The sequence below is a fragment of the Pseudomonas sp. NFACC16-2 genome, from assembly GCF_900119205.1.
In the GTDB taxonomy this organism is placed as follows: Bacteria; Pseudomonadota; Gammaproteobacteria; order Pseudomonadales; family Pseudomonadaceae; genus Aquipseudomonas; species Aquipseudomonas fluorescens_Q.
The window spans coordinates 144,765-166,281 of record NZ_FPIX01000011.1 but is presented as its reverse complement, the minus strand read 5'-3'; the positions used below and the strand labels follow the sequence as shown (position 1 = coordinate 166,281).

18 protein-coding genes are annotated in these 21,517 nt (G+C 61.3%); 11 read left to right on the top strand and 7 right to left on the bottom strand.

What is annotated here, in order from left to right:
• Positions 1-479: 479 nt before the first annotated feature.
• The 9 genes from BT116_RS12430 to BT116_RS12385 all read left to right on the top strand — a co-directional run bounded on the left by BT116_RS12430 (position 480) and on the right by BT116_RS12385 (position 10,975).
• On the top strand, positions 480-1,787 hold the full coding sequence (locus BT116_RS12430) for a CitMHS family transporter (RefSeq protein ID WP_072343889.1): 1,308 nt from the start codon (positions 480-482) through the stop codon (positions 1,785-1,787).
• 59 nt (positions 1,788-1,846) lie between these two features.
• Positions 1,847-2,614 (top strand): TerC family protein, encoded by a 768-nt coding sequence (locus tag BT116_RS12425; RefSeq protein ID WP_072343886.1) that lies wholly within the window; start codon positions 1,847-1,849, stop codon positions 2,612-2,614.
• Positions 2,615-2,936: 322 nt separating this feature from the next.
• The gene (locus BT116_RS12415; RefSeq protein ID WP_072343882.1) at positions 2,937-4,595 is read left to right on the top strand and encodes a Na/Pi cotransporter family protein; all 1,659 of its coding nucleotides are present in this window, start codon (positions 2,937-2,939) and stop codon (positions 4,593-4,595) included.
• Positions 4,596-4,781: 186 nt separating this feature from the next.
• A complete protein-coding gene (locus BT116_RS12410; protein WP_072343880.1) occupies positions 4,782-6,173 on the top strand; it encodes a M16 family metallopeptidase in 1,392 nt (463 codons plus the stop codon).
• A 206-nt stretch (positions 6,174-6,379) separates the two neighbouring features.
• The gene (locus BT116_RS12405; protein ID WP_063323603.1) at positions 6,380-7,405 is read left to right on the top strand and encodes a DUF5924 family protein; all 1,026 of its coding nucleotides are present in this window, start codon (positions 6,380-6,382) and stop codon (positions 7,403-7,405) included.
• A 52-nt stretch (positions 7,406-7,457) separates the two neighbouring features.
• The gene (locus BT116_RS12400) at positions 7,458-8,606 is read left to right on the top strand and encodes an ABC transporter permease (RefSeq protein WP_072343878.1); all 1,149 of its coding nucleotides are present in this window, start codon (positions 7,458-7,460) and stop codon (positions 8,604-8,606) included.
• On the top strand, positions 8,603-9,406 hold the full coding sequence (locus tag BT116_RS12395; protein ID WP_063323605.1) for an ABC transporter ATP-binding protein: 804 nt from the start codon (positions 8,603-8,605) through the stop codon (positions 9,404-9,406). The genes BT116_RS12400 and BT116_RS12395 overlap by 4 nt, the downstream gene beginning before the upstream one ends.
• A 1-nt stretch (position 9,407) precedes the next feature.
• Entirely contained in the window at positions 9,408-10,346 is a 939-nt protein-coding gene (locus BT116_RS12390) for an MlaD family protein (protein ID WP_072343875.1), read from the top strand.
• Positions 10,343-10,975, top strand: coding sequence for an ABC-type transport auxiliary lipoprotein family protein (locus BT116_RS12385; RefSeq protein ID WP_072343873.1), 633 nt, complete (start codon positions 10,343-10,345; stop codon positions 10,973-10,975). The genes BT116_RS12390 and BT116_RS12385 overlap by 4 nt, the downstream gene beginning before the upstream one ends.
• Before the next feature lie 4 nt (positions 10,976-10,979).
• Here BT116_RS12385 and BT116_RS12380 read toward each other — a convergent pair whose 3' ends face one another.
• The 5 genes from BT116_RS12380 to BT116_RS12360 all read right to left on the bottom strand — a co-directional run bounded on the left by BT116_RS12380 (position 10,980) and on the right by BT116_RS12360 (position 15,390).
• Positions 10,980-12,209 carry a nucleoside recognition domain-containing protein gene (locus BT116_RS12380; protein WP_063323608.1) on the bottom strand — a complete coding sequence of 410 codons (1,230 nt, stop codon included), beginning with the start codon at positions 12,207-12,209 and terminating at the stop codon, positions 10,980-10,982.
• A 113-nt stretch (positions 12,210-12,322) separates the two neighbouring features.
• Complete coding sequence (gltP, locus tag BT116_RS12375; RefSeq protein WP_072343870.1) at positions 12,323-13,654, bottom strand: glutamate/aspartate:proton symporter GltP; 1,332 nt, start codon at positions 13,652-13,654, stop codon at positions 12,323-12,325.
• Between the two features lie 703 nt (positions 13,655-14,357).
• Positions 14,358-14,822 (bottom strand): inhibitor of vertebrate lysozyme family protein, encoded by a 465-nt coding sequence (locus BT116_RS12370; RefSeq protein WP_072343867.1) that lies wholly within the window; start codon positions 14,820-14,822, stop codon positions 14,358-14,360.
• A gap of 2 nt (positions 14,823-14,824) precedes the next feature.
• Positions 14,825-14,989, bottom strand: a complete 165-nt coding sequence (locus BT116_RS12365) for a DUF1328 domain-containing protein (RefSeq protein ID WP_003177151.1) — start codon at positions 14,987-14,989, stop codon at positions 14,825-14,827.
• Between the two features lie 80 nt (positions 14,990-15,069).
• Positions 15,070-15,390 (bottom strand): hypothetical protein, encoded by a 321-nt coding sequence (locus BT116_RS12360; RefSeq protein ID WP_072343865.1) that lies wholly within the window; start codon positions 15,388-15,390, stop codon positions 15,070-15,072.
• 437 nt (positions 15,391-15,827) lie between these two features.
• On the opposite strand from BT116_RS12360, the gene algB reads away from it, so the two are divergent.
• Complete coding sequence (gene algB / locus BT116_RS12355) at positions 15,828-17,174, top strand: sigma-54-dependent response regulator transcription factor AlgB (protein ID WP_063323612.1); 1,347 nt, start codon at positions 15,828-15,830, stop codon at positions 17,172-17,174.
• A gap of 10 nt (positions 17,175-17,184) precedes the next feature.
• Positions 17,185-18,975: an ATP-binding protein gene (locus BT116_RS12350; RefSeq protein WP_072343863.1), complete on the top strand. Its 1,791-nt coding sequence runs from the start codon at positions 17,185-17,187 to the stop codon at positions 18,973-18,975.
• Between the two features lie 19 nt (positions 18,976-18,994).
• Here BT116_RS12350 and BT116_RS12345 read toward each other — a convergent pair whose 3' ends face one another.
• Positions 18,995-20,608: an EAL domain-containing protein gene (locus BT116_RS12345; RefSeq protein WP_072343903.1), complete on the bottom strand. Its 1,614-nt coding sequence runs from the start codon at positions 20,606-20,608 to the stop codon at positions 18,995-18,997.
• Positions 20,609-20,683: 75 nt separating this feature from the next.
• Positions 20,684-21,463 carry an N-acetylmuramoyl-L-alanine amidase gene (locus tag BT116_RS12340; RefSeq protein WP_072343861.1) on the bottom strand — a complete coding sequence of 260 codons (780 nt, stop codon included), beginning with the start codon at positions 21,461-21,463 and terminating at the stop codon, positions 20,684-20,686.
• Positions 21,464-21,517: the final 54 nt, after the last annotated feature.

Here is a 21,517-nt window from a genome sequence, read left to right as displayed (position 1 = left end):
CCCGAACTTCAACGCCCCCAATTCCCTGGCCTTGGCTTCCCATCCCGCAGGCAATAGCGCTAACAGCTTTGGCCAATCTTCATCTAGTCCTGGTGTCACACTTGCTTTCCTTGCAACTCATCTCAATTGCGGATCAGTTTACTATTTTTGGAGTTTGGTTAGCGCCTATGGGATAAATCCCCTCGCCACAGGAATGCTGCTTAATAGGTCATCATCTGCGGCTCGTCACCCATTTACCCTGCGAAAGCTTGCTGAAAGCTAGCGCGATTAGGATCACCCCCACTACCGGCAAAAGACCGGTCGGCCAAAAGCGAGTCTTCAAGGCTCGTTCGGCCCTTTTAACAACAACAATGGTGATTCTGATGTCCGCTGCTACCCGTCCCGCTGCACCCACTCCATCCGTCCGTCCCGAGCTTTGCATCCTGCGCTGACCTGTCTGGTTCGCCTTTGCCCGCCGCGCCACGCCTGGAGTATTTCCCATGCTGACTTTCCTTGGCTTCGCCATGGTCATCACGTTCATGTTCCTGATCATGACCAAGCGCCTGTCCGCGCTGATCGCCTTGATCATCATCCCGATCCTGTTCGCCCTGTTCGGTGGTTTTGCACCGAAAATCGGCCCGATGATGCTCGAAGGCATCACCAAGCTCGCCCCGACCGGGGTGATGCTGATGTTCGCGATTCTGTATTTTGCCTTGATGATCGACTCCGGCCTGTTCGACCCGGCCGTGCGCAAGATCCTCAAGCTGGTCAAGGGCGACCCGTTGAAAGTTTCGGTCGGTACCGCCGTTCTGGCGCTCGTCGTTTCCCTTGATGGTGACGGCGCGACCACTTACATGATCTGCGTAGCGGCGATGCTGCCGCTCTACAGCCGTATCGGCATGAGCCCACGCATCATGGCCGGCCTGATCATCCTCGCCGGCGGCGTGATGAACATGACCCCGTGGGGCGGCCCGACGGCCCGTGCCGCCAGTGCACTGCACGTGGACCCGTCCGACATCTTCGTGCCGATGATTCCCGCCATGTTGGCCGGCGTGGTGGCGATCCTGGCGATCGCCTACATGTACGGCAAGCGCGAGCGCGCACGCCTGGGTGAATTGCATCTGGTCGGTGATGAAATCGACCACAGCGAAATCAGCGTTTCCCAGTTCCCGGACGCCCGTCGTCCGAAGCTGATCTGGTTCAACGGCGCGTTGACCCTGGGCCTGATGGGCACCCTGATCGCCGGCCTGTTGCCGCTGCCGGTGCTGTTCATGGTGGCCTTCAGTATCGCGATGATCGTCAACTACCCGTGCCTGCAACAGCAGAAAGACCGCGTTGCAGCGCATGCCGGTAGCGTCTTGGCGGTGGTCGGGCTGATTTTCGCGGCTGGTATCTTTACCGGCATCCTGTCCGGCACCGGCATGGTCGACGCCATGTCCAAGAGCCTGCTGGCGGTGATCCCGGACTTCCTCGGCCCGTACCTGGCAGTGATTACCGCGCTGGTCAGCATGCCGTTCACGTTCTTCATGTCCAACGACGCATTTTATTACGGGGTGTTACCGGTTCTCGCCGAAGCCGCCAGCCACTACGGCATCACCGCCGTCGAAATGGCCCGTGCCTCGATCGTCGGCCAACCCGTCCACCTGCTAAGCCCGCTGGTTCCGTCGACTTACCTGCTGGTGGCGCTGGCCGGGATCGAGTTCGGCGATCACCAACGCTTCACCCTGAAGTGGGCAGTGCTGGTTTGCCTGTGCATAATGTTCGCCGCGTTGCTGATGGGGATTTTTCCGCTGTTCAGCACTCTATAAAAGCAATGCCTGCTGCGCCGCTCGTCGGCGCGGCTTAACACTCGCTCAAAGGAACTCACATGGAATGGCTGACCAACCCGGAAATCTGGGTTGCCTTCTTTACCCTGACCGCCCTGGAAATTGTCCTGGGCATCGACAACATCATCATGATTTCGATCCTGGTCAGCCGCATGCCCAAGCACATGCAGGCGCGCACCCGGATTTTCGGCCTGGCGCTGGCCATGGTCACGCGGATCCTGTTGCTGCTGTCCATCACCTGGGTCATGCGCCTGACCGCCGATTTGTTCGAAGTGTTCGGCCAGGGCATCTCCGGTCGTGACCTGATCCTGTTCTTCGGTGGCCTGTTCCTGCTGTGGAAAAGCTCCCAGGAGATGTACCACGCCCTGGAAGGCGAAGATGAAACCAACGACGAACCTTCGGGCAAGGGTGGCAACTTCATCTACACCATCATCCAGATCGCGATCATCGACATCGTGTTCTCCCTGGACTCGGTCATTACCGCTGTCGGCATGGTCTCTCATGTGCCGGTGATGGTGGCGGCGATCATCGTCGCCGTGCTGGTGATGATGGCGGCCTCGGGCACCATCAGCGAGTTCATCGACAAGCACCCGTCGCTGAAGATGCTGGCGCTGTCGTTCCTGCTGGTGGTCGGTACCGTGCTGATCGCCGAGTCGTTCGACGTGCATGTGCCAAAAGGCTACGTCTACTTCGCCATGGCGTTCTCCCTGGCGGTGGAAGCCATCAACATCAAGATGCGCACCGCGATTGCACGCAAGCGCAAGCAGCAGGACCCGGTGAAACTGCGCAAGGACATGCCGGGGCAGTAACGGTATAGGGCAATGAATGAAGGGGCTCTTGAAGCCCCTTTTTCATGCCCGCGAAAAAGGGGCCGGATGCAAAACCTGTGGGAGCGAGCTTGCTCGCGATGAGGCCATGACATCCAACATTATCTTTGACTGTCAGGCCGCTATCGCGAGCAAGCTCGCTCCCACAGGGGCTGTGGTGTTTTTTATGACAGTTTTGTTTCAAACGATTCTTTAGCTGTGCAATGCTGGCGCCCGAACCGTTCGCCAACTACAGCTTAAGTACAAGAAAGAAGAATGTGGCATCGTCAATTTGTCCCTTTGGGACGCTAACAGGGGGCTCCTCATGCTGACCCTGCTGAATTTGCTCTCCGCCGTCGCCCTGCTGATCTGGGGCACGCACATCGTCCGTACCGGCATCTTGCGGGTCTATGGCTCGAACCTGCGCCATGTCATCGGCCAGAACATGTCCCGGCGCTGGCTCGCCTTTGTCGCGGGCATCATGGTCACGGCCATGGTCCAGAGCAGCAACGCCACGGCCATGCTCGTCACCTCGTTCGTCGGCCAGGGCCTGATGGCGCTGACCCCGGCCCTGGCGACCATGCTCGGCGCTGACGTCGGCACCGCGCTGATGGCGCGGGTGCTGACCCTCGACCTGTCGTGGCTGTCGCCGCTGCTGATTTTCCTCGGGGTGATTTTTTTCCTGTCGCGCAAACAGACCCGCGTCGGGCAAATGGGTCGGGTCGGCATCGGCCTGGGCCTGATCATCCTGGCCCTGCAATTGATCGTCGAAGCCGCGGCGCCCATCACCCATGCCCAGGGCGTGAAAGTGATCTTCGCCTCGCTGACGGGCGACATCCTGCTCGATGCGTTGGTCGGCGCGATGTTCGCGATGATCTCCTACTCCAGCCTGGCGGCCGTGCTGTTGACCGCCACACTGGCCGGCGCTGCGGTGATCAGCCTGCCGGTGGCCATCGGCCTGGTGATTGGCGCCAACATTGGTAGCGGCGTATTGGCCTTTCTCAGCACCAGCATGCAGAACGCCGCCGGGCGCCAGGTGGCGTTGGGCAGCCTGTTGTACAAGCTGATCGGCCTGTTGCTGATCATTCCGGTACTCGATCCGCTGGTGGGCTGGCTGGACAGCCTGGATTTCAGCCCCCAGGAAACAGTCATTGGTTTCCATCTGCTCTATAACACCGTGCGTTGCCTGGTGCTGCTGCCCAGCGTCGGCCCCATGGCGCGGCTCTGTGCCGGGTTGTTGCCGGAACGTCCGGACACCAACGGCACGGCCAAGCCGCGACATCTGGACCCTACCGCCCTCGCCACTCCGAGCCTGGCGCTGGCGAACGCGGCCCGGGAAACCTTGCGTATCGGCGATCTGATCGAAAACATGCTCGAAGCCATGCTGGGCGTGCTGCGGGGTACGCAGACGGCGGTGACCCAGGACGTACGGCGCATGAGTGATGATGTCGAGGCGCTGTGCAGTGCAATCAAGTTGTACATGGCGCAAATGCCCCGTGAGGACCTCAGTGAGCAGGACAGCCGCCGCTGGGCGGAAATCATCGAGCTGGCGATCAACCTGAAACTGGCCAGCGACCTGATCGAGCGCATGTTGCGCAAGGTCCAGCAACAGAAGACCTCGCAACGTCGCTCCTTTTCCGAGGTGGGCCTGGAGGAATTGACGGGGCTGCATAGCCACTTGATCGCCAACTTGCGGCTGGGGCTGTCGGTATTCCTCAGCGCCGACCGGGAAAGCGCCCGCCAGTTGCTGCGTGAGAAACGTCGCTTTCGGGCGCAGGAACGGCGCATGGCCCATGCCCACGTCAGCCGCCTGCAGCGCAAGGTCGTGCAAAGCCTGGAGACCAGTTCCCTTCACTTGGAGCTGATTGCCGACATGAGGCGCCTCAATTCGCTGTTTTGCGGCAGTGCCTATGTGGTCCTGGAGACCGCCGAGATCGGCGCACTGGCGGCGGATGAAATTAGCGACATTACCCATTCGCCGTGAACGACTGGCGCATTGGTCAGTCAGTAACATTGGCTCGGGCCTGAAACCGTTCACCGGCCCGCCTGCTCCCGTTGTCATGAACACCGCATAGATTCGATAGGGGGAGCGAGCCGGCTCCGGGCGACGATCCGCCGATGACGGCCTGCCCGGCACCATGGACCTCCACTCAGCCGCCAGGAAGCCCTTATGCGTTGTCTGTTGTTCGCCTTTCTTTTACTCGGCTCACTGCCCGTGGTCGCCCTGGACCGGTTCCAGGTCGAAGGCTATACGTTGCCCAACGGCATGCAGCTGATGCTCAAGCCGGGCAGCGAGCGCGGGCATGTGGCGATCCGCTTGGTGGTCGGCGTGGGCCTGGACGACTTCAGTTGCGCCGACAAGGAACTGCCGCATCTGCTCGAACACCTGCTGTTCAGCGGCGTCGATGAGAGCGGTGAAGGCGGCCTGGAAGAGCGCATGCAGGCCTTGGGTGGCGAGTGGAATGCCTTCACGAGCAACGCCGACACCACGTTCGTGATCGAGGCGCCGGCACGCAATCAACGCAAGATCCTGGACCTGCTGCTGGCGCTGTTGACCCGCACCCGCATCGATGAAAAAGCCCTGGAGGCGGCCAAGCGGGTGGTGGAACGCGAGGACGGCGGCCACTACACCCACCTGCAACGCTGGCTCGATCACCAGGACCTGGGCCACAAGGCCAGCAACCAGTTGGCGGTTGAGCTGGGCCTGCGCTGCGCGGAACGGGCCGAGGTCGAGCGCCATACCCTCGCCCGACTCGAACAAGTGCGCAAGGCCTGGTATGCACCGAACAACATGACCCTGATCGTGGTCGGCGACCTCGACCGACTGTTGCCGGCCTACCTGGAGCGCGCCTTTGGCGAACTCGAGCCGGTGGAGCCCAGCCCACACGAGGCGCTGCCACAGATCCGCTACAAGGCGGTCACCAAGCGCAACCTGATCCATGGCCTGGTCGGCAATAGCGCCAAGCTTCATTGGCTGTTCCCGGAGCCGGTGCTGGATGAGCAGCATGACGAAACCTTCGACCTGCTCAAGGATTACCTGGACTGGGCGCTCTATCGCCAATTGCGCCTGGCCCGTGGCTTGTCCTACGGGCCGTGGACCGAGCGCGAGGTGTTCGGCGGCGTCGGCTTCTTCAGCCTGAACGCGGACCTGTCCCGCGAAGACTTGCCCGAAGCCGAACAGGCGCTGGAAGAACTGCGCAAGAGATTGCTCAAGGATGGCCTGGACCCCGCCGATTTCGTGCGCATCAAACGTGCGGCCATCGCCCATCAGTCCTGGGCGGTTCAAGGCAACAGCGCACTGGCCGATTACTACTGGGGCGCCCTGGGCGATTATGAAGACGGCCGTTTCGCCAACCCGGCCCTGCGCCTGCAGGAGGTGAGCCTGGAACAGGCCAACGTGGCCCTGCGCGAACTGCTCAAGGACCCGGGTTACCTGCGCATCGAAAAGCCATTGCTCAGTGACGATGAGCTCGTCTGGGGGCTGGGCGGTCTGCTGGGGGCGCTGTTGCTTGGGTTGGTGGTGTGGCAAGTGCGTCGGCGGGCCCGACCGAACGACCAATGACCTCGCGGCATGCGCCTCTGTGGCGAGGGGATTTATCCCCGTTCGACTGTGCAGCAGTCGCTATCAAGGACGGCTCGATTTTACTTAGTGGGGCTGCTTCACCCAACGGGGATAAATCCCCTCACCACAAAAGCACGCTCGTCACAACGTTGCCCTGACGATACTCTGTCAGGGATATTTCCTACGACTTACTGCGAAACTACCGAATGCAAAACCTGACGGTCTATATCCAGCGCCTCCTTGAACTGATGAAGCGCTATCCAGGGGTCATTGCGCTCGGTGGCTTCATTTCCGGGGTCGGCAGCTTCATGCTGGTGGATCGCCAGCAGGGCCTGGCGACCTGGATCGCCATCATGATGCTGGTGAGCTGGCTCTGGCTGATGGTCGAGAACAGTATGACCCGGCTGTTCGCGCGGATTTTCAAACGGGAAATCCCCCAGCCGCTGTTGCGCTACGCCACGCAGATGATTCACCAGGAAAGCCTGTTTTTCGTCCTGCCGTTTTTCTTCATCACCACCACCTGGAACAGCAGCCAGCTGATTTTCACCGGCCTGCTGACGATCGCGGCGCTGATTTCGATCACCGACCCGCTGTACTACAAATGGCTGGCGCCTCGGCGCTGGGCGTTCCTGGCCTTGCACACGCTGACGCTGTTCGCCGCCCTGCTCACCGCGCTGCCGGTGATCCTGCACCTGACCACCGACCAAAGCTTCAAGCTGGCGCTGGGCATTGCGATGCTGCTGTCGTTTCCCAGCCTGGCCTCGATCTTCCCGATCCGCACCGTGCGCAATGCCCTGGCGATCCTGTGCATCACCCTGGGGATTGGCGCCGCCGGCTGGGTGCTGCGCTCCTGGGTGCCACCGGCCACGCTGTGGATGACCGAAGTGGCGATCAGCACGCAACTGGAAGATCGCACGCCGGGCGCCAGCCTCAAGGAAGTCAGCGCGGCCCAGATTCGCGGCAACGGCCTGTACGCCTACACCGCCATCAACGCACCGCGAGGGCTTGATGAGCGGATTTATCATGTCTGGCAGTTCAACGGTAAAGAAGTCGACCGCATCGCCCTGGACATCCACGGCGGGCGCAAGGAAGGCTATCGCGCCTGGACCCACAAGCAGAACTTCCCGCAAGACCCGACAGGCAAATGGCAGGTGCGGGTGCTGACGGAAAATGGTCAGATGATCGGCGTGTTGCGTTTCAACGTGAGCGCTGACGCACCCGAGGCAAAATAACGGCGACCATGCTATTAGGTAGCGCTGTTCAAGTCGAACGAGCATGGAGCTTATGACCCCCGGATCCCACACTGGCACAGCCCGGCTGGACACGTCTCGCTCTCCGGCCCGGCTCTGGGTCGGCGGCGACTGGACGCTGGCCCATTACGCGCAGCTCAAGCGCTTGAGCGAATCCTTGCGCGGCCAATACGACGAGAACACCCTGATCGACCTCAACGGCCTCGGCGCCCTCGACACCGCCGGGGCTTCGTTGCTGGTGGAACTGCTGGGCTCCGAACGGCTGGGCAAGACCACCGACCACCCCGATTGCAGCTTGCCCGCCGCCGAGCGGGCGCTGTTGCAGACGGTCTATTGCTCGCTGACGGACTTCTGTGTACCGGTGAAAGAGCCGCAGGTCAGCGTGCTGACACAACTGCTGACGCGTATCGGCCGCGCCGTGGAAAAAGTCTGGCAAGACACCCTGCAACTGCTGGGTTTTGTCGGCCTGATTCTGGAAACCCTGGCCCGCAACCTGTTTCGCCCCAGGCGCTGGCGCATGACACCGATGGTCGTTCACATCGAACAGACCGGCCTGGACGCAGCCCCCATCGTCGCCCTGCTGACGTTCCTGGTGGGCGCAGTGGTGGCCTTTCTCGGCGCAACGGTGCTGGCCGATTTCGGCGCCAGCATCTTTACCGTGGACCTGGTGGCGTTCTCGTTCCTGCGTGAATTCGGCGTGTTGCTGACGGCGATCCTCATGGCGGGCCGCACCGCCAGCGCGTTCACCGCGCAGATTGGCTCGATGAAGGCCAACGAAGAAATCGACGCGATCCGCACCCTGGGCCTCGATCCGGTCGAGTTGCTGGTGATTCCACGGGTGCTGGCGCTGTTGGTGGCGCTGCCGATGCTGACCTTCCTGGCCATGCTCTCGGGCATTATCGGTGGCGGCGTGGTCTGCGCTTTGTCGCTGGGTATTTCACCGGCCATGTTCCTCACGCTGTTGCAGTCGGACATTGGCGTGCAGCATTTCCTGGTGGGGATGGTCAAGGCGCCGATCTTTGCCTTCCTGATCGCTGCCGTGGGCTGCCTGGAAGGTTTCAAGGTCAGTGGCAGTGCCGAATCGGTCGGGGCTCACACCACGTCCAGCGTGGTGCAGTCGATTTTCGTGGTGATTGTGCTCGATGCCGTGGCCGCGCTGTTTTTCATGGAGATGAACTGGTGAGCCAACCCTTGCGACCGCCCACCGAGGCGGTGATTCAAGTGCGCGGCCTGTGCAATCGCTTTGGCCGCCAGAGCGTGCATGAAAACCTCGACCTGGACGTGTACAAGGGCGAGATCCTTGCCGTGGTCGGCGGCTCCGGCAGCGGCAAATCGGTGCTGCTGCGCAGCATCGTCGGCCTGAACCGGCCCAGCGAAGGTTCTGTGCGGGTGTTCGGCGAGGACTTGCCGAGCCTGCCCCCGGAACAACGTTCGCGGGTGGAACGGCGCTTTGGCGTGTTGTTCCAGAAAGGCGCGCTGTTCTCATCATTGACCGTGACAGAAAACGTCGCCCTGCCACTGATCGAACACGCCGGGCTCAGCCGGGCCGACGCCGAGCACTTGGCGGCTGTGAAGCTGGCCTTGGCCGGCCTGCCGTTATCGGCCGCCGACAAGTACCCCGCCTCGCTGTCCGGCGGCATGATCAAGCGCGCCGCCCTGGCCCGTGCGCTGGCCCTGGACCCGGACATCCTGTTTCTCGACGAACCCACCGCCGGCCTCGATCCCATCGGTGCGGCGGCGTTCGACCAATTGATCCTGACACTGCGCGATGCCCTGGGCCTGAGCGTGTTCCTGGTCACCCATGACCTGGACACCCTCTACACCATCACCGACCGGGTGGCGGTACTGGCGCAGAAAAAAGTCCTGGTGGCCGATGTCATCGACAAGGTGTCGGAAACCGACGATGCCTGGATTCACGAATACTTCCATGGCCCTCGCGGCCGCGCGGCGTTATCGGCCGCTACACAATCGAACGAGGTTTGACATGGAAACCCGAGCCCATCATGTGCTGATCGGCCTGTTCACCGTCATTGTGGTGGCTGGCGCCCTGTTGTTTGGCCTGTGGCTGGCCAAGTCCAACGTGGACAGCGAATTCAAGTATTACGAAGTGGTGTTCAACGAGGCGGTCAGCGGGTTGTCCCGGGGCAGCTCGGTGGAATACAGCGGGATCAAGGTCGGCGACGTCGTCAACCTGCGCCTGGACCCGAACGACCCGCGCCGGGTTCTGGCGCGGGTGCGCTTGAGCGGGGAAACGCCAATCAAGCAAGACACCCAGGCCAAGCTGGCACTGACCGGCATCACCGGCACCTCGATTATCCAGCTCAGTGGCGGTACGCCCCAGAGCCCGGCACTGACCGGGCACGACGGGGAACCGCCCGTGATCATCGCCGCGCCCTCGCCTATTGCCCGCCTGCTCAACAACAGCGATGACTTGATGACCAGCATCAACCTGCTGCTGCACAACGCCAATGAGGTGTTTTCCTCGGACAACGTCCAAAGCCTGGGCAAGACGCTCGAGCATCTGGAACAAACCACCGGGGTCATTGCCGAGCAGCGCGGCGATATTCGCCAGGCCATGCAGCAACTGGCGTCCATCGGCAAACAGGCCAGCGCCACGCTGGAACAGACCACGGCGTTGATGCGCAACGCCAATGGTTTGCTCAACGACCAGGGCAAACAGGCGTTCGGCAACGCCGGCCAGGCCATGCAGTCCCTGGCCCGCAGCACGGCGACCCTCGACAAACTGCTGAACGACAACCGCGACTCGCTGAATAACGGCATGCAGGGCCTCAATGCCCTGGCGCCAGCCGTGCGTGAACTGCGCGAAACCCTGAGCGCCCTGCGGGGAATCTCCCGGCGCCTGGATGCCAACCCCAGCGGCTATTTGCTGGGCAACGACAAGGACAAGGAGTTCACGCCATGAAGCCGTGCAACCAGTTTATCCGCCCTATTCTCTTACTGGCAGGATTGCTCCTGGTGGGCGGTTGCTCGATTTTGCCCAAGGCCGAACCCTCGGATGTGTATCGCTTGCCCGTCACCCAGGCCCCCGCGTCTGCGGGCCCGGCGGTGAGCTGGTCGCTGCGCCTGGCCAGCCCCCAGGCCAGCGAAGTGCTCAACAGCCCGAAAATCGCGGTCATTCCCCAAGGCAACCTGTTCAGCAGCTACGCCGCCTCGCGTTGGAGCGACCCAGCCCCCGTGCTGCTGCGCAACCGCCTGCTCGATGGCTTCGCCCAGGATGGGCGCGTCAGGTTGTTGAGCGTCGCCGACAGCAACCTGCAAGCGGATCTGGAACTGGGCGGGCAATTGCAGGCGTTCCAGACCGAATACCTGGGCACTGCGGCCAGCGTGGTGATTCGCCTGGACGCGCTGCTGGTGCGCGGCTTCGACCAGCGCATCCTGGCCAGTCGCCGTTTTGAAGTGCGCCAGCCGTTGAATGACGTGAAGGTGCCGGCAGTGGTGGACGGCTTTGGCCGGGCCAGTGACCGGCTGACCGCCGAGGTGGTGAACTGGACGTTGGAGCAGGGCCAGCGCTTTGTAACGCCGGCGCCCTGAAACCTCAGCCAAAGAACCAGTAGCAGACGCCGATCGCCGACAGAACCCCCGCCAGCTCGGCCAACAGCGCGCAACCCACGGCGTGGCGCGCCCGCTGGATGCCGACGGCGCCGAAGTACACCGCCAGCACGTAGAACGTGGTCTCGGTGCTGCCCTGGATAGTCGCCGCCACCAGGGCCGGGAAGCTGTCCACGCCGGACGTCTTCATGGTCTCGATCAACATCGCCCGGGCGGCGCTGCCGGAGAACGGTTTAACCATGGCGGTCGGCAAGGCATCGACAAAACGCGTGTCCCAGCCGGCCCACTCCACCAGGTGCCGAATGCCGTCGAGGCCGAAATCCAGCGCCCCCGAAGCCCGCAGCACGCCGACGGCGCAGAGCATCGCCACCAGGTACGGCAGCAGGTTCTTGGCAACGTCGAAGCCCTCCTTGGCGCCTTCGATGAAGGCCTCGTACACCTTGACCTTGCGTAGCGCGCCCACCACCAGGAACAGGATGATCAGGCCAAACAGGGTCAGGTTGCCCAGGATCGATGACAGCCCCGCCAGGGCCGTGGCCGAGAGCGTCGCCAGCAACGCCATGAAGCCGCCCAGCGCCAGCGCTCCCGGAATCAGGTAAGCCAGCACCACCGGATCCCAGAGACGCAGGCGCTGCATGAACGCCACGGACAACAACCCCATCAGGGTCGAGCCGCTGGTGGCGATCAGGATCGGCAGGAACACCAGGGTCGGGTCCGGCGCGCCTTGCTGTGCGCGGTACATGAAGATCGTCACCGGCAGCAGCGTCAGCGACGAGGCGTTGAGCACCAGGAACAGGATCTGCGCATTGCTGGCGATGGTCGGGCTGGGGTTGAGATCTTGCAGGGCGCGCATGGCCTTGAGGCCGATGGGGGTGGCTGCGTTGTCCAGTCCCAGGCCGTTGGCGGCGAAGTTGAGGGTGATCAGGCCGATCGCCGGGTGGCCGGCAGGCACTTGCGGCATCAAGCGTAAGAACAGCGGCCCGAGGGCCTTGGCCAGCCAGTCGACGATGCCGGCCTTTTCGGCGATGCGCAGGAAGCCCAGCCACAGGGTCAAGGTGCCGAACAGCAGTACCATGACCTCCACCGACAGCTTGGCCATGGCGAAAATGCTTTCCACCATGGCCGCGAAGATCCCGGCGTTGCCACCGATCAACCACTGCGCCAGCGCCGACACGGCAGCCACGATAAAGAAGCCAAGCCAAAGGCCATTGAGCATCAGTTAAATCCCCCGAAGATGCCGCGAATGATAGCGGGGCTGGCAGAAACGACAAACCCCGGATTGCTCCGGGGTTTAATAGTCACTGCGTAGCCCCCTGTGGGAGCGGCGCATCAATGGCTGGAAGGTTCCCCTGCTGGCAGCGGCTCTTTGCTGCGCCAGTGCGGCAGGGAGTTCCAGTAGCGCTGGCCCTTGGCATCGTCGTACATGCCTTCCCAACGGGAGATGACCAGCACGGCCAGGGCGTTGCCGATGACGTTCAGCGCGGTACGGGCCATGTCCATGATGCGGTCGACACCGGCAATGAAGGCCAGGCCTTCCAGCGGAATGCCAACGCTGCCCAAGGTCGCCAGCAGCACCACGAACGACACGCCCGGCACACCGGCGATGCCTTTGGAGGTGACCATCAAGGTCAGCACCAGCAGCAATTGCTGGCTGATGGACAGGTCGATGCCGTACAGCTGGGCGATGAAAATCGCCGCGATGCTCTGGTACAGAGTCGAACCGTCGAGGTTGAACGAATAACCGGTGGGTACCACGAAGCTGCAGATGGCTTTCGGCGCGCCGTAGGCTTCCATCTTCTCGATCACGCGTGGCAGCACGGTTTCGGAACTGGCGGTGGAATAGGCCAGCACCAGCTCATCCTTGAAGATGCGCATCAGCTTGAGCACCGAGAAGCCGAACAGGCGGGCGATCAGGCCCAGCACCACGAAGGCGAAGAAGGCGATGGCGACGTAAACCAGGATCACCAGCTTCGCCAGCGGCAGCAGCGAGGCGAAACCGAAGTTGGCGACGGTCACCGCGATCAGGGCGAACACGCCGATGGGGGCGTATTGCATGATCATGTGGGTGACCTTGAACATGCTTTCCGACACGCCCTGGAACATTTTCACCAGCGGATCGCGCAGGTCCGATTGCAGGCTGGACAGGCCCAGGCCGAACAATACGGAGAAGAAAATGATTGGCAGCATCTCGCCACGCGCAACGGCGGCGAAGATGTTCGACGGGATCAGGTTGAGGATGGTCTGGATGAACGCATGTTCATGCTGGACTTCCGCGGCCGTGGCCTGGTACTTGGAGATATCCACCGTACCCAGGGTGCTCATGTCGATGCCGCTGCCCGGCTGGAAGAAGTTGGCCAGCAGCAGGCCGACGACAATGGCGATGGTGGTGACGACTTCGAAGTAAAGGATGGTCTTGAGACCGATGCGCCCGAGCTTCTTGGCATCACCGACCCCGGCGATGCCGACGATCAGCGAGGAAATCACGATCGGGATCACGATCATCTTGATCAGACGGATAAAGATATCGCCCGCCGGTTGCAGCACATTGCTGATCCACCAGGCCTTCTCGGCACTGAAATGGTTGAGCAGCGCGCCCAATGCAATCCCGAGCACCAGACCGATGAGGATCTGCCAGGCGAGGCTTAGTCGTGCCTTCTTCATATTGTTACCCTTACTTCAGTTGGACTCGGACAGTGGCGCGAATGGATCGTCGATGACGAAAAACACTCATGCCCCTGCCCCCGTATAAGGTCACCCCGAGCGCGTTAGCGGCTTACTGGCAGGCGAAAAAAGGCGCAACTATTGCGATGCAAGGGGGGCTCGTCTAATGCCATAAACGCCTACCCCATGCCGAATCGGCATGAGATTTTTCAAACGAAACCCGCCTTCCAAGCGGTTCGAATGCGACATTTATGCAGGCATAAGTGCCGTGAACCGGCCGTTTCAGCGTAGCTGGGCTTTCTCTCGCAAGTGGGGGGAACCGATGAAACGGCAGCGGCTCAAGACGCGGCCCATGGGAGAAATTACCTCGGCATTCTCCGATATACGGTTGGGCAAAGGGGGATAAATCGGCGGAAGGAGACAAAATGCCGCATCGCCGAAGGACTTGCCGCGGCCAATCCACCAACCGCTCTGGCGTACGCATTTTGCGAACAAGAAGCTCTACGCAAGTTCGCCAAGCCGCGATGGCTTTGCGAACTTGCGTCGCAGCTTTTACCTGACCCGGCCCTTTCGCAGGCACCCCTTGTGCCCGTAGGTCACTCCAACTCTCATCAGTCAGAACGTCCCAGCCCCTTGGTCATGCACTGGCCCTCCTCGGGCTGTGCAGCAGAGAAAAGCAGGGCTGCTTTTCCCATTTTCAGAATCAGTACCAGTTCGGATCTTTCTTGAGTTGTTCCATTAACAGTTTCTGCATACCTTCATCGGGCTTGCCGAGGAATCGGTAGTCGGCATGCCGCGTCGGGGACTTGTCGGCTGGCAGCCCCGCAGGGACTTCCACCAACATGGCATAGGCTTCGTCCTTGTCGAAACTGAAGGCGACGATCAGACGCTTGCTGCGACACGTAGCCTGGGTTTCACACAGCGGCCCCACCAAATACTTGTCGCCATCTTCTTCGACAGCATTCATCTGGTCCGAATCGCCCGACAGGTTCATCACCCATTCGGGTAGACGTTCTTCCTTTTTCACGACGTGCTGCCAGGTCTCGCGGTATTGCGGGTCGGCCTGCAGCAACTGATTGACGCGCATCTGCCCGTCATTGGCAGCCATTGCCATGGCACTGCCGCCCAGCAACAGGGCGGCGGCCAGTCCTTTGAGTGAAACGCTCATGGTCAGCCTCGGCCACGACGGCCAAAGAAGAAGGAAGCGATGAACATCACCAGGAACACAACAAAGAGAATCTTGGCGATGCCCGTGGCGGTGCCTGCGATACCACCGAAGCCCAGTACGGCGGCGATGATGGCAATGATCAGGAAGGTAATTGCCCAGCTCAACATGGTGATTCTCCTTACGCTTTTCTATTTAGTGAAGGTCTTGCGGTGATGGTTCCGGCGCAATGGACGACCGGTTCATCGGGTTAAAACACCCAGCGCTCTTCACGCGGCATGGCGCTCAATGGCTGGGCCTGGTCGACATCCATCATGCGCATTGAAGCGGACGCTTCTTCAAGGCTGCTGACGGCACTGAAATGGGTCTGTGGGGCACGGTGAATCGAAACCTGCGGCGCTTGGGGCTGTTGGCTCTGATACCAGAGCGACCATTGCTGGCCCGTTACGAGGGTGACCAGCAGCGCCAAGGCAGCCCATGCGCCCTGCTGGACGTGCAGGGAAGAGAGGCGCAATGGGGCGGCACTTTTGAAGTGGGCGGAGCCAAATTGAGTGACACTTTGACGATTCATCCTGAAATTCCTCCCCACCCGAGTGCGGTGATCTGGTTGAGGCGCGCTACGCCACGTTGATCAGAGCATTGCAGTCGTCGTGCCAGGATTTTTTGCCAGATAAAAACCTTTAAAATCAATAATTTAATAAATAAGTGCAACATGCCGGGAGCGCATCCTGCACGATGGCGCAGGCGTCGGTCGTGCGTATTGCACGAATCAGCAGGAAAAGTCGTTAGATTGTTTTTGAATTGGCTGTCAGACACAGCTGTCGGAATGAGCGATGCGAACCGTCCGAACCGGACGATTCGTAAAAAAAGGAACTCAAATCAGGCTTTTAGGAGTCAGACGTCCACAGGGCCATTCTTGATGAGTAATATCCCCTCAGAATCGACCATGCAACTTGCCCGATTTTTCTGACACTAACCAACATCATTCATTAAAGGAGCGTAGGAAAAATGGAATCCGCCACTGAGCACCAAGGCCGCATTCTGCTGGTAGACGACGAGTCCGCCATCCTGCGTACATTCCGATACTGCCTGGAAGACGAAGGCTACAGCGTCGCCACCGCCAACAGCGCCGCCCAGGCCGACGCACTGCTGCAACGCCAGGTGTTCGACCTGTGTTTCCTCGACCTGCGCCTGGGGGAGGACAACGGCCTGGATGTCCTGGCACAAATGCGTATCCAGGCACCCTGGATGCGCGTGGTCATCGTCACCGCTCACTCGGCAGTCGATACCGCGGTCGATGCGATCCAGGCCGGGGCGGCCGATTATCTGGTCAAGCCGTGCAGCCCCGATCAATTGCGCCTGGCGACCGCCAAGCAACTGGAAGTACGCCAGCTGTCGGCAAGGCTCGAAGCCCTTGAAGGGGAAGTGCGCAAACCCAAGGATGGCCTGGACTCCCACAGCCCAGCGATGAAAGTCGTCCTGGAAACCGCGCGCCAGGTCGCCAGCACCGACGCCAACATCCTGATCCTCGGCGAGTCCGGCACCGGCAAGGGCGAGCTGGCCCAGGCGATCCATGGCTGGAGCAAGCGGGCGAAAAAGTCCTGCGTCACCATCAATTGCCCGTCGCTGACCGCTGAACTGATGGAAAGCGAATTGTTCGGCCATAGCCGTGGGGCTTTCACCGGGGCCAGCGAGAGTACGTTGGGTCGGGTCAACCAGGCCGACGGCGGCACGCTGTTTCTCGACGAGATCGGCGATTTTCCTCTGACATTGCAACCCAAGTTATTGCGTTTCATCCAGGACAAGGAATATGAGCGGGTAGGAGATCCAGTCACCCGTCGCGCCGACGTACGGATTCTCGCAGCGACCAACCTCAACCTCGAAGACATGGTGCGCGACGGACGCTTTCGCGAAGACCTGCTGTATCGCCTGAACGTCATCACCCTGCACCTGCCGCCATTGCGAGAGCGTGCCGAAGACATCCTGACCCTGGCCGACCGCTTCCTGGCCCGCTTCGTCAAGGAGTACGCGCGCCCGGCCCGGGGTTTCAGCGATGAAGCGCGCGAAGCGCTGCTAGGCTATCGCTGGCCGGGCAACATCCGGGAACTGCGCAATGTGGTCGAGCGCGCCAGCATCATCTGCCCTCAGGAAAAGGTCGAAATCAGTCACTTGGGCATGGCCGAGCAACCGGTCAACAATGCGCCACGCATCGGTGCCGCGCTGAGCCTCGACGAATTGGAAAAAGCCCACATCGGCGCGGTGCTGGCCACGGCCGACACCCTCGACCAGGCGGCCAAGACCTTGGGTATCGATGCTTCCACGCTGTACCGCAAACGCAAGCAGTACAACCTGTGAGCGACACCTTATGAAACTGGCGATGAAGCTGCGCACACGACTGTTTCTCAGTATCTCGGCCCTGATCACCGTGGCCCTGCTGGGATTGGTGCTTGGCCTGGTCAGTGTGATGCAGATGGCCAATACCCAGGAACAATCGGTACGCGACAACTTCATCCTGCTGGACCTGGGCCTCAAGCTGCGCCAGACGCTCGGCGATCAGTTGATGATCATGCTCGACGACAAGCCCGACCTGGCTGTGCTGGAGGCCTCCAAGCAGCAATACCTGGCGCTGATCGACGAAGGCATCGCCCACGAACAGGGGCTGGATGAAGCGGCAGTCAGCTTCAGCAGGGCCAAGGCCGACTACATTGAGTTTTTTGAAGCCTTCACCGCGTCTCGCCAGCAGCCGAGCCAGCTCGCGAACATCAAGGACCTCACCGAAAAATTCAATGTGCTGCGCAATGGACTGATCGAGGGCTATCGCCGGGCCCTGACCAACATCAGTGAAACCCAGGATCGCGCCCGTGAGCGCGCAATGTGGATTTCCGGACTGCTGGGGTTGGTGGGGTTTGCGGTGCTGATCATCGGGTTTATCACGGCCCATGGCATTGCCCGGCGTTTCGGCGCGCCGATCGAGGTACTGGCCGCAGCGGCGGACGACATCGGCCAAGGTAAATTCGAGGTCACGCTACCCGTTTCCTCGGCCGCTGAGTTGAATCTGCTGACCCGTCGCTTCGGGGTCATGGCCGAGGCCTTGCGTGAGCATCAGGCCACCAACATCGATGAGCTGCTCGCCGGTCAGCAACGTTTGCAAGCCGTGCTCGACAGCATCGACGACGGCTTGCTGATGATCGACCGCAAAGGTCAGCTGGAGCACCTCAACCCGGTGGCCCAGCGTCAATTGGGCTGGGATGAGGAACGCCTCGGCCAAGGACTGGGCGAGGCGCTGGGACGCCTTGAACTGGATGAAGAATTGCACCTGGTGCTGCGCGGTGGAAGCCTGGAGCGCGCGCCGGAAGACCTGAGCGTCGAAGTGGATGGCGAGTCGCGGGTGCTCACCTACAGCCTCACCCCGGTCAGCCATACCCAGGGCCACATTCTCGGCGCGGTCATGGTGCTGCATGACGTCACCGAGCAGCGCGCCTTCGAACGGGTGCGCAGCGAGTTCGTCTTGCGTGCCTCCCATGAACTGCGCACGCCCGTGACAGGCATGCACATGGCCTTCGGCCTGTTACAGGAGCGCCTGCATTTTTCAGAAGAGTCGCGCGAAGCCGACCTGCTCAACACCGTCACAGAAGAAATGCAGCGACTGATGCAACTCATCAATGACCTGCTGAACTTCTCTCGCTACCAGAACGGCCTGCAGAAGCTGACCCTGGCGCCTTGCTCCATCGACGATCTACTGGAAGCGGCCCGGCTGCGGTTTGCCGAGCAGGCCCAAACCAAGGGTATCGAGCTGCTCGTGGCGATCCAGGGCCCGCTCCCGCGCCTGCATGCAGACGCTGCGCAACTGGATCGCGTACTCGATAACCTGATCGATAACGCCATGCGCCACACCGCCGAAAACGGCCAGATCCGCTTGCAGGCCCGACGTCATGGCGAGCGGGTGATCATCAGTGTCGAAGACAACGGTGAAGGCATTGCCTACGGCCAGCAGGGACGGATCTTCGAACCTTTCGTCCAGGTCGGGCGCAAGAAGGGGGGTGCGGGCCTCGGCCTGGCGCTGTGCAAGGAGATCGTCCAGCTCCACGGCGGGCGCATGGGCGTTTATTCAAGGCCGGGGCAGGGCACGCAGTTCTACATGGCGCTAGCAGTCTGAGCTCATGGCCTGAGGAGACTCAGGCTTCGTCATCGAGGCGCCGACCACGCAGGCGCCGGCCACGGGTAATCAGTTCAATGAACTGAACCGCGCTGAGGGCATGGGCGAACAGCCAGCCCTGGCCGAACCTCACCCCTTCGCTGCTCAAATAGGAAGCCTGGGCTTCATGCTCGATGCCTTCGGCTATCACCTTGAGTTGCAGCGCATGGGCCATGCGAATGATATGCGGGGCCACGCCGCTGCTGGCGGCGTCGTGGCCCAAGGCGTCGATGAAGGCCTTGTCGATTTTCAGGCAGTCTACCGGCAGCGTTTGCAGGTAGGCCAGGCTGCAATAACCGGTGCCGAAATCGTCGATCAACACCTGATGCCCGACGTCGCGCAGCGATTGCAGGTTATCCCGGGCGACCAACACATCGACTAGCCCACGCTCGGTCACTTCGAAGGCAATCTGGTGCGCCGACACGCGATGCAGCGCCAGCAGGCGGGCGATCACTTCGCCAATACGCGGCACCATCACATCGCAGGCCGCCAGATTCACCGAGATATACAGCTGCGGATTGGCCCGCAACAGCTGGCCCAATTGATCGAACAGCCGCTGCAACACGAAATCGGTGATCTGGCGGATCTGCCCCGTGTTCTCGGCCATCGGGATAAACAGGTCCGGGCTGGTCAGGGTGCCGTCCGGTCGTCGCCAGCGCAGCAAGGCCTCCGCCCCGACACAGTTACGGCTGCTCAGGTCGAAAATAGGCTGGTAAAGCACCTGCAATTCACCACGCCGGATAGCCCCATGCAGTTCGGCGTCCATGGACTGGCGCTGACGCGCCAGCAGAAACACCTGGAAACCAATCCCCAGGCCCAGCATCAGGCTGATGGGCAGCATCCACCAGGCATTGGCCGGAACCCTAAAACCGCTGCGCTGGGCGATAAGCACCAGTTGATAGACCGGGCTGTCGGTCGGCATCCGATAGATCAAGCGGTTCTGCGTCACTTGCAAGGCATTGTGGCTTTTCGGCGGCCAAGGCTCGACCGGCGGCCAGTGTTGGTCCGTCCCTAGCACGGGAATGGCCCGTTTACCGTTATCCAGGACGACCAGCAGGCTGCTGCCCGGTGGTAAATCGACCACATCGGTCAAATGCCCGCGGGACGTGGCCACCCGAAAGTTGCCGCGGCCCAGCATCAATGCGGCGCGGTCTTCGTCAGGCTCGGTGGTGGTGTTGAGCCAGTAATTGTAGGTCGGCCCGCGGATGTCGGGCGGGCGGGTCACTGACAAGCCGCCCTGGCGTGGACGATTGGAGCAGACGCCGCTGCCATCGATATACGCCGCCTCGTAGACAAAACGGTAGTTGAAGCTGACCTGTCGCAATGTGGCGATCATGTCGTCGTTGCATCCGCGCAACGGCTGGTTTTGCAAGTCGTCGAGGCTTTCACGCAGTTGCCCGAAAAGCTGTTCCAGGCGCTGCAGAAAGCGCTCGCCCTGGGCATTCATCTGGTCGCTTTCGCGCTGCTGGATCTGCTGCACGACCACGAACAGACTCCCCGCCAGCAGCAGGACGGTACTTAGGGCAGTTGCCACCATCGCCAGGAAAACGGGGCGATGGAGCCAGCTGTGTAGGGTTTCGCGGGTGGCCGTCATCATGGGTAATCCGAAAGTTACCAATGAGTTATAGCTTCTGATTTGGATTTGACCCGATTCGTCAGACGGGCGTCATTATTTTGTCTGGTTGAGCACCTGCAGAATCGCCGCGCTTTGCGCATCCGGCATGCCATCGAAGCGGGCCGGTCGGTAGTGCATCTGGAAGGCGGCCAGTACATGGTGGGTGGCCACGTCCCACTCGCCGGTCTGCGGCGTCGGGTAGCCCAGGCGGGCCAGCTCGGCCTGGAACCAAACGGCAGGCGGCAGCTGCGGCGCGAAGACGGCCTGCTGGCGGGCGACGGCCTGTTCGTCTGGCCAGACTCCTAAACCCGCTTGCGCCAGGCGCTTCCAAGGGAACAGCGGGCCCGGATCGAGTTTGCGCAGGGGCGCGATGTCGCTGTGACCGATGATGCTGCGCGGGTTGATGCCGTTGCGCTGGATGATGTCCTTGAGCAATACGATCAAGGCCTGGACCTGGGCTTCGCTGTACGGATACCAAAGGCGCCCGGTAGGCGTGTCGACAAAACCCGGATTGACGATTTCGATGCCGATGGAACTGGAATTGAGCCAGGTCCGGCCTTCCCATTCACTTTCCCCGGCATGCCAGGCGCGTTGGCTTTCATCCACCAGTTTGTAAATGGTCGCGCCTTTATCGTCGCCGATCAGGTAATGGGCACTGACTTCGCCATGGGTCAGCAGGGCCAGCGAGCGCTCCAGGGAAGCCGAGGTGTAATGCACCACCACGAATTGGATACGGTTGTCATGGTTGACGGAAGGATGACGGGTGTCGAGTCGCGGGCCACTCGCACAGCCGGCCAGGATAAATAAAGAAACAATGAGCGAGAAAAATTTCATGGCGGAAGGCAATACGCACTGGGAGTAATGCAACAGTGTAACGTATCGCCTCGC

What these genes read in the sequence shown, in the direction of transcription:
- BT116_RS12430 (WP_072343889.1), top strand. Translation starts at nt 480, where the DNA reads ATGCTGACTTTCCTTGGCTTCGCCATGGTCATCACGTTCATGTTCCTG.
- BT116_RS12425 (WP_072343886.1), top strand. Translation starts at nt 1,847, where the DNA reads ATGGAATGGCTGACCAACCCGGAAATCTGGGTTGCCTTCTTTACCCTG.
- BT116_RS12415 (WP_072343882.1), top strand. Translation starts at nt 2,937, where the DNA reads ATGCTGACCCTGCTGAATTTGCTCTCCGCCGTCGCCCTGCTGATCTGG.
- BT116_RS12410 (WP_072343880.1), top strand. Translation starts at nt 4,782, where the DNA reads ATGCGTTGTCTGTTGTTCGCCTTTCTTTTACTCGGCTCACTGCCCGTG.
- BT116_RS12405 (WP_063323603.1), top strand. Translation starts at nt 6,380, where the DNA reads ATGCAAAACCTGACGGTCTATATCCAGCGCCTCCTTGAACTGATGAAG.
- BT116_RS12400 (WP_072343878.1), top strand. Translation starts at nt 7,458, where the DNA reads ATGACCCCCGGATCCCACACTGGCACAGCCCGGCTGGACACGTCTCGC.
- BT116_RS12390 (WP_072343875.1), top strand. Translation starts at nt 9,408, where the DNA reads ATGGAAACCCGAGCCCATCATGTGCTGATCGGCCTGTTCACCGTCATT.
- BT116_RS12385 (WP_072343873.1), top strand. Translation starts at nt 10,343, where the DNA reads ATGAAGCCGTGCAACCAGTTTATCCGCCCTATTCTCTTACTGGCAGGA.
- BT116_RS12380 (WP_063323608.1), bottom strand. Translation starts at nt 12,209, where the DNA reads ATGCTCAATGGCCTTTGGCTTGGCTTCTTTATCGTGGCTGCCGTGTCG.
- gltP (WP_072343870.1), bottom strand. Translation starts at nt 13,654, where the DNA reads ATGAAGAAGGCACGACTAAGCCTCGCCTGGCAGATCCTCATCGGTCTG.
- BT116_RS12370 (WP_072343867.1), bottom strand. Translation starts at nt 14,822, where the DNA reads ATGAGCGTTTCACTCAAAGGACTGGCCGCCGCCCTGTTGCTGGGCGGC.
- BT116_RS12365 (WP_003177151.1), bottom strand. Translation starts at nt 14,989, where the DNA reads ATGTTGAGCTGGGCAATTACCTTCCTGATCATTGCCATCATCGCCGCC.
- BT116_RS12360 (WP_072343865.1), bottom strand. Translation starts at nt 15,390, where the DNA reads ATGAATCGTCAAAGTGTCACTCAATTTGGCTCCGCCCACTTCAAAAGT.
- algB (WP_063323612.1), top strand. Translation starts at nt 15,828, where the DNA reads ATGGAATCCGCCACTGAGCACCAAGGCCGCATTCTGCTGGTAGACGAC.
- BT116_RS12350 (WP_072343863.1), top strand. Translation starts at nt 17,185, where the DNA reads ATGAAACTGGCGATGAAGCTGCGCACACGACTGTTTCTCAGTATCTCG.
- BT116_RS12345 (WP_072343903.1), bottom strand. Translation starts at nt 20,608, where the DNA reads ATGACGGCCACCCGCGAAACCCTACACAGCTGGCTCCATCGCCCCGTT.
- BT116_RS12340 (WP_072343861.1), bottom strand. Translation starts at nt 21,463, where the DNA reads ATGAAATTTTTCTCGCTCATTGTTTCTTTATTTATCCTGGCCGGCTGT.